Source organism: Catellatospora aurea, from assembly GCF_042663325.1.
Taxonomy (GTDB): domain Bacteria; phylum Actinomycetota; class Actinomycetes; order Mycobacteriales; family Micromonosporaceae; genus Catellatospora; species Catellatospora aurea.
Genome location: NZ_JBHTAC010000082.1, coordinates 1 through 12,905, shown reverse-complemented (window position 1 = coordinate 12,905; position 12,905 = coordinate 1). Strand labels below are relative to the sequence as shown.

The following is a 12,905-nucleotide window of genomic DNA, read 5'->3' as shown; positions in this document are numbered from 1 at the left end:
GCTGCCGCACCGGTCACCGGCGAGGCCGCGGCCGCACCGGTCTCCCCCGCGCCCGTGTCGGCCGCGCCGGTCTCGGCGAACCCGGTCTCCCCGGCCGCGCCGCCGACCCCGACCGTGGCCACCCCGGACACGGTGCTGCCCGTCGCCGCGAGCGCGGCCGGCGCGGCCACCGCGCTGTCCGCCCCGACGATGCTGCACCCGCTGGTCCGCCCGGGTGCCGCGCCCACGCCCGCCGCCGAGCCCGCGGCGACCACGGCGACGGTCACCGGTGACGCGGCCGCGGCTGCCGCCGCGACGGCCGAGCCGGAGCCGGAGGCCACCCCGGAGGCGGGTCCCGACCCGGAGCAGGTGCTGGCGGCGTACGAGTGGCGCTTCCACCACGAGACCCTGCGTGAGCTGGTCGACAACCCGGACGAGCTGCGGGAGATCCGCGACCGGCTCACCGAGAAGCTCACCCCGGCCACCGACAACCCGACCCGGGCCCGGCTGCTCAGCCTGCGGGCCGTGGTCTCGCGCATCCTCGGCGACCTGACCAAGGCGCTGTCGGACGGCAAGATGGCGCTGGTGCACGCCGAGGCGACCGGCGAGCTGCGCCGCATCGCGCTGGCCAAGGCCCGCCTGGCGCACGTGCTGCAGTGGCGCGGCGACTTCACCGAGGCCGACAAGCTGTTCGCCGAGGCCAACTCCACCGAGCTGCCCGACCGGCTGCGCGCCACCATGCACGAGCACGCCGGGCGGTCCTGCCTGGACCAGGGCCGCTACATGGAGGCGTTCAACCACTTCGAGAAGGCCCTCGAACTGCGCAAGGTCGAGGACCCGGAGCTGATCTCGCGCACCGAGATGGCGCTCGACGCCGTCTCGATGAAGATCGCCGAGAACGGCATGGGCCCGTACCCGCGCAGCATGGACGAGATCCTGCAGGTCAGCAAGCCGCCGGTGCCGCGCTTCGACGAGCGGGTGCAGTGCTGGGGCTTCGCCGGGTCCGACGGCCGCACGGTGATCTCCCCCGCGTTCGCCGACGTGCAGCCGTTCCGCGACGGCGCGGCGTGGGTACGCCGCCCGGAGATGGAGACCTGGGAGCTGATCGACGAGGCGGGCACCCGGCTCATCGACGGCCGGGCCGGCTGGCTCGGCGTGGGCTCGTTCTCCGACGGGCTGGCCTGGGTGTCGCGCGACGGCGCGGGCAACTGGGTCGCCATCGACAAGCAGGGCCGGGTCATCATCTCGACCGGCTTCGAGGACGTGCGCCCGTTCCGCCGGGGCCTGGCCGCGGTGCGCCGGGGCGGCTGGGGCGCGGTCGACAAGCAGGGCCGGGCCGTGGTGCCGTTCCAGTTCACCGGCTTCGCGACCGCGCTGACCGACGGCCGCTACGTCGACGGCTTCTCCGACGAGGGCCTGGCCATCGTGGACGCGGGCGGCCGCAAGGGCGTGGTGGACCGCACCGGCGCCGTGGTGGTGCCGCCCGTGCACCCCGCCCTGGTCATCCACCCGGTGGCGTTCCTGATCGCGGGCCCGTCCGGCCGCTGGGGCGCGCTCGACCGCAAGGGCCGCCCGTTCATCGACCCGGAGCTGCCCAGCCGCCAGGTCGTCATGGAGGAGCTGGACCGCCTGCTCGCCGACACGAAACCGGTTCTGTAGAGCAATCCACCCTATGGCGGGTCCCGAACCGGGCGGCATAGGGTCTCCGTATGGAGTTTCGGCATTTGGGCCGTTCCGGGATGCTCGTCAGCGAGATCTCGTACGGAAACTGGATCACCCACGGCTCGCAGGTCGAGGAGGACGCCGCCGACGCGTGTGTGCGCGCGGCCCTCGACAGCGGGATCACCACCTTCGACACCGCCGACGTGTACGCGGGCACCCGCGCCGAGTCGGTCCTCGGCCGCGCGCTGAAGGGCGAGCGCCGCGAGGGCCTGGAGATCTTCACCAAGGTCTTCTGGCCGACCGGTGCGGGACGCAACGACCGGGGCCTGTCCCGCAAGCACATCATGGAGTCGATCAACGGCTCGCTGACCCGCCTGCAGACCGACTACGTCGACCTGTACCAGGCGCACCGCTACGACTACGCGACCCCGCTGGAAGAGACGATGGTGGCCTTCGCCGACATCGTGCACTCCGGCAAGGCGCACTACATCGGCGTCTCCGAGTGGAAGGCGTCGGAGATCCGCGCCGCCCACGCGCTGGCCGCCGAGCTGAAGATCTCGCTGGTGTCGAGCCAGCCGCAGTACTCGATGCTGTGGCGGGTCATCGAGGCCGAGGTCGTGCCGACCTGCGAGGAGCTGGGCCTCGGCCAGATCGTGTGGTCGCCGATGGCGCAGGGTGTGCTGAGCGGCAAGTACCTGCCGGGCCAGCCGCCGCCGGCCGGTTCGCGGGCCACCGACGAGAAGTCGGGCGCGGGCTTCATCGCGCGCTGGCTCGACGAGGACGTGCTGACCCGGGTGCAGCTGCTCAAGCCGCTGGCCGAGCAGGCGGGCCTGACCATGGCTCAGCTGGCCATCGCGTGGGTGCTGCAGAACCCGAACGTCTCGTCGGCGATCGTCGGCGCGACCCGCCCGGAGCAGGTGTACGACAACGTCAAGGCCTCGGGCGTGAAGCTCGACGCGGACCTGATGAAGGCGATCGACGAGATCGTCGACCCGATCACGGAGCGGGACCCGGCCAAGACCGTGTCCCCCGCCGAGCGGCCGTGAGGTGACGTCGGGGGCCGCCCGCATGGACGGCCCCCGACGGTTCCAGGGGTCAGGCCCCCTGCAGGCTCATCCGGTACTCGTCGCGGTCGCCCTCGACGAGGATCACCTCCACCGCGCCGGCGCTGACCAGGTCACGCCAGGTCTGGCCGAGCCACGACTCGGCATCGGCCTGGTTGCTGAACGTCTCGTTCGGGCCTTCGACCGGCTTGCCCGCCGCGTCCTCGTACCGCCAGCTCCACGTCATGACGATCAGCTTATCCGCCGCCGGTGATCCGGCCGCGCAGGCGGCGCATCCGCTGACCCGCTCCGCCGCCGAAGGTCATAAGGTACGGGCATGTCGCATGACGGTTGGCCCCCACACTTCGGGGCACGGGTGCTGGTGCTCGGCGGTATTCGCTCCGGCAAGAGCGAGTACGCCGAATCGCTGCTGTCGGGCGCGCGCTCGGTGCGCTACCTGGCCACCGCGCTGGCGGACGGCGGTGACCCGGCGTTCGCCGACCGGGTGGCCGCGCACCGCGAGCGCAGGCCGCACTCCTGGATCACCGTCGAGACGTACGGCGACCCGGCCGCCCTGGTCGACGCGCTCGGGCAGGCCGCCGCCGAGGACACGCTGATCGTCGACGACCTCGGCGGCTGGGTCGTGAACCTGCTGGACCGCGACGACGCGAGCGTGCACGTCAGCCGGCTGGCCGCCGCCGTAGCCGGGTGTGCGGCGCGGGTGGTGCTGGTCAGCCCCGAGGTCGGGCTGTCCGTCGTGCCGCCGTCGGAGGCGGGCGTGCGCTTCGCCGACCTGATGGGACTGGTCAACCAGGCCGTCGCCGCCGCCTGTGACGCGGTGGCCCTCGTCGTCGCGGGACAGCCCGTCTGGCTGCGCGGCGGGGACGCCGGTGCCGCAGGCGCGACCACGGCCGGTGCGCCGACAACCGTGACGATCCCGTCCGTTCCCGTGATCCCCAGCCCCGAGGTGCTCACCCCGGTCGCCGCCGCGCCGAGGCCGTCGGCCGCGCTGACCGAGAGCACCCAGGCCCTGCCGCTCGTGGCCACGGGCGTGGTCATCGGGCCGAACATGGACCTGCCCATCCCGGACGGCGACGCCCGCGAGGCCGCCCGCGACCACCTGCACCTGCTCGACATCCCCGGCGCAGGCCTGGGCCGGCTGGCCGAGATCGTGCTGTTCGCGGCGGGAGCGCAGGGACGTACCGTGCCGCTGCCCTGGCAGCAGCCCCGGATGCTGCTGCTGCACGGCAACCACGAGGGCGATTCGGCCGCCGGGCAGACCCCGCACGGGGCGGCGCTGCTCGCGGCGCAGGCCCGCCGTGGGGAGGGCCCGATCGGGCTGCTGGCCGCCGAGAACGGGGTCAGCCTGCAGATCGTCGACACGGCGACGGCCGAGGCCATCGAGCACAGCCCGGCGGCCGAACAGGACACCGTCGAGGGGCTGCTGCGCTACGGCTGGCAGCTCGCCGACGAGGCCGTCGACAGCGGGGTGGACCTGCTGGTGCTGGGCTCGTGCGGAGTCGGCGCCGAGGCCGCGGCCGCCGCCGTGGTGTCCGCGGTGACCGGCGCGGAGGTGCCCGGCCTGCTGGCCCGGGTGGTCAGCGCCGACGGCACGGTCGACGACGCCGCGTGGATGCGGCGCTGCGCCGCGGTGCGCGACGCGCTGCACCGGGTCCGCGGGCGGGTGCTGCCGGCCAAGGAGCTGCTCACCGAGCTGGGCGGGCCGGATCTGGCGGTCGCGGCCGGCGTGATCCTGGGCGCGACGGCCCGGCGTACGCCGGTGCTGCTGGACGGGCCGGTCGGCGTCGCCGCCGGGCTGGTCGCCCGGGACCTGGGCAGCCAGTCGCGGCTGTGGCTGGCGCTGGCCGACACCGGCCGGCACCCGACCACCGTGCTCGCCGCCGACGTGCTCGGCCTGACCCCGCTGACCGACCTGAACACCGGTCTCGGCGAGGGCGCGGGCGCGCTGCTGGCGCTGCCGCTGCTGCGTTCGGCGCTGACCCTGGCCGCGTCGCTGCCCGCCCTGCCGCCGCTGCTCGACGAGCCGCCCGCGCACCTGCAGGAGCCCGAGGACGAGCCGGACGACGCCACCGACCCGGCAGTGTCCCGCGCCGATGACGCCTCCATCGTGGACTGACGCTCCGGCGACCGGCGGATCCTGGTTCGACGGCCTGCGGCTGGCGCTGACCACGTTCACGGTCGCGCCGGTCGCCGGGCCGCGCAGGCTGGACCGGGTCGTCGCCGGCCGGGCCATGACGCTGGGCCCGGTGGTCGGCGCACTGCTTGGTGCCCTGCTCGGCGGCCTGCTGGCGGCGTTCGCGGCGGGACTGCCCGCGCTGGTCGCCGCGACGCTGGCGGTGGGCCTGGCCGCGCTGCTGAGCCGCGGGCTGCACCTGGACGGGCTCGCGGACACGGTCGACGCGCTGGGGTCGTACCGTTCGCGCGAGCGCGCCCTGGAGATCATGAAGTCGCCGGAGGTCGGCCCGTTCGGCGTGGTCGCCCTGATCCTGGTGCTGCTGCTGCAGGTCGGGGCGCTGGCGCAGCTGTCGGCGCGGACGATCAGCGCGGTGGCGTCGGCGGTGGCCGCGTCCGTCGCGGGTGGACGGCTCGCGATCGCCGAGGCCTGCCGCCGGGGCGTGCCCGCGGCGCGGCCCGGCGGCATGGGCGCCCTGGTCGCGGGCACGGTGCACCCGGTCGCGCTCGTGCCGGCCACGCTGCTCGTCGCCGCGCTCGCGGTGCCGGCCGTGCCCGGCCGGCCGTGGCAGGGCCCGGCCGCCGTGCTCGCCTCGCTGATCGTCGTGGCCGCCCTGCGGGTCCATCTGGTACGCCGGTTCGGCGGGGTCACCGGGGACGTGCTCGGTTTCCTGTCCGAAACGGCGACCACGGTGATCGCCATCGGACTGATTCTCTTATGACCCGCGGCCCGCTAGCATTCGCGAATGATCTTCGAATCCGCCACTCCGCTCGCCCGCGCCTGCGACGCGCTGGTGCGCGCCCGCCGCGAGCGCGACATCGAGGCCTTCGAGTCGGCCACGGCGCAGCTGTGGGAGGCCGCGCAGACGGCCCCGGCGGACGAGCTCACCACCGCCCTGACCGCCTGCGCCGACCTGCTCGGCGAGCTCGGGCCCGGCTTCGGCGGCGAGTTCGCGGTGCTCTGCGGCGCGCTGATCGAGCTCGGCGCGTCACCGGAGCCGCTGGTCCCGGTGCTGCGTGAGCGGCTCACCGAGGTGGCGGGCCTGTCGGCGGAGTTCGCCGCCGTGTGGGCGCGCGAGTTCCCCGGCGAGGGCACCCCCGAGCCCGACCCCGCGGAGTTCGAGACCACCCTGGAGCGCCTCGACGCGGCCATTCCGCCGGACCACGCCGTACGGCTCGTCGAGAGCTGGTTCGGGCTGCAGGCCTGGATGCGCTGCGCCACCACACTGCTGCAGAAGTCGGCCGCGGCGCGGCGGGCCTGCCAGGCCGAGCCGGCGTTGCGGGCGGCGGTGTCCGCGCTGGAACCCGAGCGCGAGGACATGACCTGGTTGGCCATGCTGCTGGCGGTGCTCGACGGGGAGCGGCTGCTGGTGCTGCACCGGGCCACCGGACGCGGCTGGCGTATGACGATCGGCGGGATCGCCGACAACTTCCAGCTGCACACCCTGCTGGCCGCGACCCTGTCCGGCCCCGACGCCGACGGCCTGCTGGAGGGTCTGTCGGTCGACGCGGCCTGGACCGCGGTGGCACTGGACGCACCGGCCACCTCGTTCGGCGGCCAGGTGACCGGTTCGTTCAACCTGGTCGACGCGTACGGCGCGTGGATCTGGAACGAGGGCGTGCCTGCCGACATCCCGGCGCTGGACGGGGTGCGGGTGGTCGTGCTGGACCCGCCGCCCTACGCCCGGAGCTGGGACAACATCCGCCGCTACCCGATGATGGCGGCCTCGATCGCGCTCGACGAGGTGCTGTCCGCCGACGAGGCGGCCTCGTGGCTGGGCCGCGTCAGCGAAGCGAAGGGCTTCGACGGTCAGGCTTGATCCCGGCGGTCAGGCCTGCGCGTCGTACTGCTTGACCAGCTTCTTCGGCGCGGTCCGCCGCCACGCCTCGACGACCAGCTCGCGCAGCTCGGCCGGGTCCACCCGGGACAGCTCGACCCGCACCCAGCCGAACCGCCCGACGTACGCCGCCGCCGAGTACACCTCCGGCGCGGCGGCGAGCAGTGCGGCCTGCTCCTCCTTGGAGGCCTTGACCGACATCGTGTCGCTGCCCGGCATGCCGGAGGCGAACATCTTGTCGCCGACCCGCAGCGTCGGGTGCCCCCACTCCTCGACCATCACCTCGGCGCAGCCGGGCAGCGCGAGCACCCAGTCCCTCACCTGCTCATACGTGACCGCCATGGCGACCACCCTAGGCCATCGGCAAACCCGCTGCCGGACCGGCGATCGGCCTGGCGGCGGCAGGCGCCCGGCCCGCGCGACCACCCGTCACCGGCTCGTCCCCTGGCGGGAATCCGCCGTCGCGGATGCCGGTCCGGGCAGCCCCGAGACGACAGTCATCGCTGAGCGGCTACATCTTTTTTGATGTGGACACATCAAAAAAGATGTAGCCGCTCACGCACATCATCACGCCGTTGACGTCACGCTCCGTGTCCGGCTCATGCCGACGCCGCACCCGGCAGCCGGTGGCCGTCAGTCGCGTCACCACGACGTGCTCCCCTGCGGCCCGCCCTGCAGACCGCCCCAGGGCTCGCCCCCACCGGCCATGCTGCAGACCGAGGGCGCGATGCTCCGGGAGGCCGTCCGTGCGGTGCCCACGCCATCCATCACCCCGACCGCGCCGAACAGGCTCACCCGACCGCAGCCCGGCCCCGTCAGCGGGCCGTGGTCACTTGACGGACGGCTGCACGAACGGCGGCTTGGTGACCGTCATGGAGCTGCGGCGGCCGCGGACGTCGACCTCGACGGTGTCGCCCTCGGTGAGGGCGGCGGAGGTGTCGAGCAGGGCGAGGGCGATGCCGATCTTGCGGGTAGGCGAGAAGGTGCCGCTGGTGATCTCGCCGACGGGCTGGTCGCCGGAGAGCACGGTCATGTGGGCGCGGGGGATGCCCCGGTCGTTGGCGACCAGGCCCCACAGGGTGCGGCGCGGGCCGGCGGCCTTCTCGGCGGTCAGCACGTCGCGGCCCCAGAAGGCAGGCTTGTTCCAACCGACGGCCCAGCCGGCGCGGGCCTGCACGGGGGTGATGTCCAGGGACAGGTCCTGGCCGTGCAGGGGGTAGCCCATCTCCGTACGCAGGGTGTCGCGCGCGGCCAGGCCGCAGGCGCGGGCGGGCACGCTCGCACCGAACAGCGCGTCCCAGACGCGGGTCGCGTCGGCCGACGGGACGACCAGCTCGTAGCCGTGCTCGCCGGTGTAACCGGTGCGGCACACGGTCAGGGTGACCCCGTCGAGGTCCGCTGTGGCGAAGCTCATGTACTCGTGGTCGGTGGGCAGGCCCAGCTCGGCCAGCAGTTCCGCCGAGCGCGGACCCTGCACCGCCAGCACCGCGAAGTCCGCGTGCTCGTTGGTGACGGTCAGCTCGGCGGGCGCGGCGGCGGTCAGCCGGCGCACGACCTCGGTGGTGTTGGCCGCGTTCGGGATCAGGAAGACGTGGTCGTCGCCGTAGAGGTAGGCGATGATGTCGTCGACCACGCCGCCGGTCGCGTCGTCGCAGCACAGCGTGTACTGCGCCTTGCCGGGTTTGATGCGGCCCAGGTCGTTGGACAGGCAGGCGTTGACGAAGTCCGCCGCGCCCGGCCCCGTGATCCGTGCCTTGCCCAGGTGGCTGACGTCGAACACGCCCACGCCCTCGCGGACCGCGGCGTGCTCCTTGAGCACCCCGCCCCCGGCGTACTCCAGCGGCATGTCCCAGCCACCGAAAGCGGCGAACTTCGCCCCCAGCGCCATGTGACGATCGTGCAAAGGCGATGTGAGCAGGTCGGCTGAGTCTTTTGAACCCATGTCGGTCATGAGCGCAACTTACCCTGGCGTTTGGGGTTCGTTAGCATCGGCGCAGCAACCCACGTCCACCAGGAGTACTTTGTGACCACGCCCACCACGGCTCTGCCCACGCTGAGCCTCGCCGACACCGACCCCGCCGACCTCACCGTGGACGCCGTCGTCATCGGCGTACACAGTCAGGAAGGCGCCGAGGGCACGGTCGGCGAGCTGCTGCTGGCGTCCGGGGCCGAGAGCATCGCCGCCGCGTTCGACGGCAAGCTGACCGCCACCCTGGCGCTGCTGGGGGCCACCGGCGGCGCGGGCGAGGTCACCAAGCTCGCCACGCTCGGCACCATCACCGCTCCCGTGCTGGTCGCCGTCGGCCTGGGCGGCGAGCCCACCGGCCCGGCGCCCGCCCCCGACACCCTGCGGCGCGCCACCGCCGCCGCCGTCCGCGCGCTGGCCGGCGCGAAGAAGGTCGTGCTGGCCCTGCCCCTGTCCGACGACGCCGACGACAGCGGCGCGCTGACCCTGCGCGCGGTCGCGGAGGGCGCGGCGCTGGGTGCGTACCGGTTCACCGGTTACAAGGGCAAGCCGGCCGCCGGCCGCAAGGACCCGGTCACCGCGGTGTCGGTGCTGGTGCCCGACGCCAAGGAGGCCGGCGCCAACGCCGAGCTCAAGCGCGCCGGCGTGGTCACCGCCGCGGTCGCCCGCACCCGCGACTGGGTGAACGCCCCCGCCAACCTGCTGCGCCCGCCGAACTTCGCCGACGAGATCGCCGCGCTGGCCGGCAAGGCCGGGCTCGACGTCGAGGTGCTCGACGAGAAGGCGCTCATCGAGGGGGGCTTCGGCGGCATCCTCGCCGTCGGCATGGGCTCGGCCGCCAAGCCGCGCCTGGTGAAGATCACGTACGCGCCGGCCGAGTCGACCACCAAGGTGGCGCTGATCGGCAAGGGCATCACCTTCGACACCGGCGGCGTGTCCATCAAGCCCGCCCAGGGCATGTGGGAGATGAAGTCGGACATGGCCGGCGCGGCCGCCGTGGCCAGCACCATGGCCGCGATCGCCGAGCTCAAGCCCGCCGTGGCGGTGACCGCGTACATCCCGATCGCGGAGAACATGCTGTCGGGCGAGGCGTACCGGCCCGGTGACGTGATCACCATGCGCAGCGGCAAGAAGGTCGAGGTGCTCAACACCGACGCCGAGGGCCGCATGATCCTGGCCGACGCCATCGCGCTGGCCTGCGAGGCCCAGCCCGACTACCTGATCGAGACCTCGACGCTGACCGGCGGCCAGGTCATCGCGCTCGGCAAGAAGATCGCCGGCGTGATGGGCTCGGAGAAGCTGGCCCAGCGCACCAAGGCCGCCGGCGACCTGGTCGGCGAGCCGACCTGGCCGATGCCGCTGCCGGACGAGATCCGCAAGTCGATGGAGTCCGACGTCGCCGACATCCTGCAGGTCAGCGCGGGCATGGAGCGCGCCGGCCACATGCTGCAGGGCGGCGTGTTCCTGCGCGAGTTCGTCACCGAGGGCGTCGAGTGGGCCCACATCGACATCGCGGGCCCGTCCTTCCACTCCGGCGAGGCCACCGGCCACTGGAGCAAGGGCGGCACGGGTGTCCCCGTCCGCACCCTCCTCGCCCTGGTCGACGACATCGCGGCGAACGGCTGAGAAGCGGAGCGGAGCGGCCGCCGAGCCGCCGATCAGGCACAGCGGCGAACGGCTGAGCGGTCCGCTGACGGGTGAAGGTCGCTGTCTCCGGTCGTGATCTGCGGTGGGACCGCAGGTTTCGACCGGAGACAGCGATCTTTCTTTATTCCGCCGGGCGGAGCTTCTGGCGGGCGTTGAAGTCGCGCATGCGCTGGGGGTAGCCCACGAGCTGGACGTCGTAGACCGGCATGGACAGGCGCTGGGCGAACTGGCGCACCGCCGTCGGGCTGGGCATGCGGCGGCGGGTCCACTCGCCGTCGTGGGCGATCAGGATGACCGTGGTCCCGGTCACCGTCGTACGGGGCTCGATGAACGCCTCGACGCCGCGGCGGGACTGCGCGAACTGCTCCAGATGGGTGACGTCGGCCGGGTTGGCCGGGCGATCTGCCGGGGACCCGCCCCGGCGGCGGAACCAACCCACACCTGCTCCTCTCCGAAGGTGCCTCTGCGGTGCGCATGGTACCGGGCAAGAGTAGCCAGACGTGTCCTTGAGCACCTCGGTGCGCGGGAGCACGCCCACAGTGACAAGATGGCCGAGTGTGGGCTGAGCACACGCTGGCCCACGGTGACGCGAAGTGGCAATGACGCGACCTTGGAGCGATCGTGAGCGAGACCTTTGACGTAGTCATCCTCGGCGGCGGCAGCGGTGGTTATGCCACCGCGCTGCGTGCGGCGCAGCTGGGTCTGTCCGTCGCGCTGATCGAGAAGGACAAGCTGGGCGGCACCTGCCTGCACCGGGGCTGCATCCCGACGAAGGCGCTGCTGCACGCCGGCGAGGTCGCCGACCAGACCCGCGAGGCGGCGCACATCGGCATCAAGGCCGAGCTGATCCAGATCGACATGGCGGGCGTGAACTCGTACAAGGACGGCGTGGTCGCCGGCCTGTACAAGGGCCTGCAGGGTCTGATCAAGTCCGCGAAGGTCACCTACCTCGAGGGCAAGGGCACCCTGGTCGCCCCGAACGCCGTCGAGGTGAACGGGCAGCGGGTCACCGGCCGCAACATCGTGCTGGCCACCGGGTCGTACTCGAAGAGCCTGCCCGGCCTGGAGCTGGACGGCGAGAAGGTCATCGCCAGCGAGCACGCGCTGACCCTGGACCGCGTGCCCACGTCCGCGATCGTGCTGGGCGGCGGCGTGATCGGCGTCGAGTTCGCCAGCGCGTGGAAGTCGCTGGGCGCCGACGTGACCATCGTCGAGGCGCTGCCCCGCCTGGTCGCGGCCGAGGACCCGGACATCTCGAAGCAGCTGGAGCGCACGTTCCGCAAGCGCGGCATCGGCTTCAAGGTCGGCAAGCCGTTCGAGAAGGTCGAGAAGACCGACTCCGGTGTGAAGGTCACCATCGCCGGCGGCGAGACCCTGGAGGCCGAGCTGCTGCTGGTCGCCGTGGGCCGCGGCCCGGCCACCGCCAACTGCGGCTTCGAGGCCCAGGGCGTGACCATGGAGCGCGGCTTCGTGATGACCGACGAGCGCCTGCGCACCAACCTGCCCAACGTGTACGCCGTCGGCGACATCGTGCCCGGCCTGCAGCTGGCGCACCGCGGCTTCGCGCAGGGCATCTTCGTCGCGGAGACGATCGCCGGGCAGAACCCGGCCCCGATCGTCGAGTCGGGCATCCCGCGCGTCACCTACACCGACCCCGAGATCGCGTCGGTCGGCATCACCGAGGCCCAGGCCAAGGAGAAGTTCGGCGCGGACGCCATCGAGACGTACAACTACAACCTCGGCGGCAACGGCAAGAGCAAGATCCTGGGCACCCAGGGCTTCGTGAAGCTGGTCCGTCAGAAGGACGGCCCGGTCGTGGGCATCCACATGATCGGCGCCCGGATCGGCGAGCAGGTCGGCGAGGCCTCGCTGATCGTCAACTGGGAGGCGTTCCCGGCCGAGGTCGCGGCGCTCATCCACGCCCACCCGACGCAGAACGAGGCGCTCGGCGAGGCGCACCTGGCGCTGGCGGGCAAGCCGCTGCACGCGCACAACTGAGCGAATAAGCTCACCTCGTCCTTTTATCACTGCGGATCTGCACTTAACTGAGGAGTCTGAAGCAATGCCGGTATCGGTAACCATGCCGCGGCTCGGCGAGAGTGTCACCGAGGGCACCGTCACCCGGTGGCTCAAGCAGGAGGGTGACCGGGTCGAGGTCGACGAGCCGCTGCTCGAGGTCTCCACCGACAAGGTCGACACGGAGATCCCGTCGCCGGCGGCCGGCATTCTCAGCAAGATCATCGTCGGTGAGGACGAGACCGCTGAGGTAGGCGCCGAGCTCGCCATCATCGGCGGCGAGGGCGACAGCCCGGCCGCGGCCGCACCGGCTCCGGCCGCGCCCGCCGCCGAGGCGCCTGCCCCGGCCGCCCCGGTCCAGGAGGCGGCACCGGCGCCGGCTCCCGCCGCCGCTGCCTCGGCCGCGGCTCCCGCCGGGGACGCCACCCCGGTGAAGATGCCCGCGCTCGGCGAGAGCGTCACCGAGGGCACCGTCACCCGCTGGCTGAAGGCCGTCGGCGAGTCGATCGAGGTCGACGAGCCGCTGCTCGAGGTCTCCACCGACAAGGTCGACACGGAGAT

Annotated in this window: 13 protein-coding genes; 8 read left to right on the top strand and 5 right to left on the bottom strand. The window is 72.9% G+C overall.

Annotated features, from left to right (window positions below; genetic code table 11):
* Window positions 1-1,638 (top strand): WG repeat-containing protein (locus ACFQO7_RS37275; protein ID WP_376810809.1); only part of this gene is annotated, 1,638 nt, incomplete at its 5' end.
* Window positions 1,639-1,688: 50 nt separating this feature from the next.
* Complete coding sequence (locus tag ACFQO7_RS37270; RefSeq protein WP_376810808.1) at window positions 1,689-2,687, top strand: aldo/keto reductase family protein; 999 nt, start codon at window positions 1,689-1,691, stop codon at window positions 2,685-2,687.
* Between the two features lie 49 nt (window positions 2,688-2,736).
* Here the strand turns inward: ACFQO7_RS37270 and ACFQO7_RS37265 are convergent, their stop codons facing one another.
* Window positions 2,737-2,931 (bottom strand): hypothetical protein, encoded by a 195-nt coding sequence (locus ACFQO7_RS37265; protein WP_360537237.1) that lies wholly within the window; start codon window positions 2,929-2,931, stop codon window positions 2,737-2,739.
* 90 nt (window positions 2,932-3,021) lie between these two features.
* Here ACFQO7_RS37265 and ACFQO7_RS37260 point away from each other — a divergent pair, with 90 nt between their 5' ends.
* From ACFQO7_RS37260 to ACFQO7_RS37250, 3 genes are read left to right on the top strand one after another with little or no spacing between them, the layout of a single operon-like run.
* Complete coding sequence (locus ACFQO7_RS37260; RefSeq protein WP_376810807.1) at window positions 3,022-4,821, top strand: bifunctional adenosylcobinamide kinase/adenosylcobinamide-phosphate guanylyltransferase; 1,800 nt, start codon at window positions 3,022-3,024, stop codon at window positions 4,819-4,821.
* Window positions 4,799-5,599, top strand: coding sequence for an adenosylcobinamide-GDP ribazoletransferase (gene cobS, locus ACFQO7_RS37255; RefSeq protein WP_376810806.1), 801 nt, complete (start codon window positions 4,799-4,801; stop codon window positions 5,597-5,599). Before ACFQO7_RS37260 ends, cobS begins: the two co-directional genes overlap by 23 nt.
* 24 nt (window positions 5,600-5,623) lie before the next feature.
* A complete protein-coding gene (locus ACFQO7_RS37250) occupies window positions 5,624-6,697 on the top strand; it encodes a hypothetical protein (RefSeq protein ID WP_376810805.1) in 1,074 nt (357 codons plus the stop codon).
* Window positions 6,698-6,706: 9 nt separating this feature from the next.
* On the opposite strand, the gene ACFQO7_RS37245 is transcribed toward ACFQO7_RS37250, so the two are convergent.
* The 3 genes from ACFQO7_RS37245 to gcvT form a co-directional block, all read right to left on the bottom strand.
* Complete coding sequence (locus ACFQO7_RS37245; RefSeq protein WP_376810804.1) at window positions 6,707-7,057, bottom strand: MmcQ/YjbR family DNA-binding protein; 351 nt, start codon at window positions 7,055-7,057, stop codon at window positions 6,707-6,709.
* 169 nt (window positions 7,058-7,226) lie between these two features.
* Window positions 7,227-7,364, bottom strand: a complete 138-nt coding sequence (locus ACFQO7_RS37240; RefSeq protein ID WP_376810803.1) for a hypothetical protein — start codon at window positions 7,362-7,364, stop codon at window positions 7,227-7,229.
* Window positions 7,365-7,544: 180 nt separating this feature from the next.
* Window positions 7,545-8,666 carry a glycine cleavage system aminomethyltransferase GcvT gene (gcvT, locus tag ACFQO7_RS37235; protein ID WP_376810802.1) on the bottom strand — a complete coding sequence of 374 codons (1,122 nt, stop codon included), beginning with the start codon at window positions 8,664-8,666 and terminating at the stop codon, window positions 7,545-7,547.
* A 72-nt stretch (window positions 8,667-8,738) separates the two neighbouring features.
* Between gcvT and ACFQO7_RS37230 the strand changes: the two genes are divergently transcribed.
* Window positions 8,739-10,307, top strand: coding sequence for a leucyl aminopeptidase (locus ACFQO7_RS37230; protein WP_376810801.1), 1,569 nt, complete (start codon window positions 8,739-8,741; stop codon window positions 10,305-10,307).
* A 142-nt stretch (window positions 10,308-10,449) separates the two neighbouring features.
* Here ACFQO7_RS37230 and ACFQO7_RS37225 read toward each other — a convergent pair whose 3' ends face one another.
* Window positions 10,450-10,767 carry a hypothetical protein gene (locus ACFQO7_RS37225; RefSeq protein ID WP_203687876.1) on the bottom strand — a complete coding sequence of 106 codons (318 nt, stop codon included), beginning with the start codon at window positions 10,765-10,767 and terminating at the stop codon, window positions 10,450-10,452.
* 182 nt (window positions 10,768-10,949) lie between these two features.
* Here ACFQO7_RS37225 and lpdA point away from each other — a divergent pair, with 182 nt between their 5' ends.
* Window positions 10,950-12,326 carry a dihydrolipoyl dehydrogenase gene (gene lpdA, locus ACFQO7_RS37220; RefSeq protein WP_376810800.1) on the top strand — a complete coding sequence of 459 codons (1,377 nt, stop codon included), beginning with the start codon at window positions 10,950-10,952 and terminating at the stop codon, window positions 12,324-12,326.
* A 64-nt stretch (window positions 12,327-12,390) separates the two neighbouring features.
* A partial coding sequence (locus tag ACFQO7_RS37215) for a biotin/lipoyl-containing protein (RefSeq protein WP_376810799.1) occupies window positions 12,391-12,905 on the top strand: 515 nt, incomplete at its 3' end.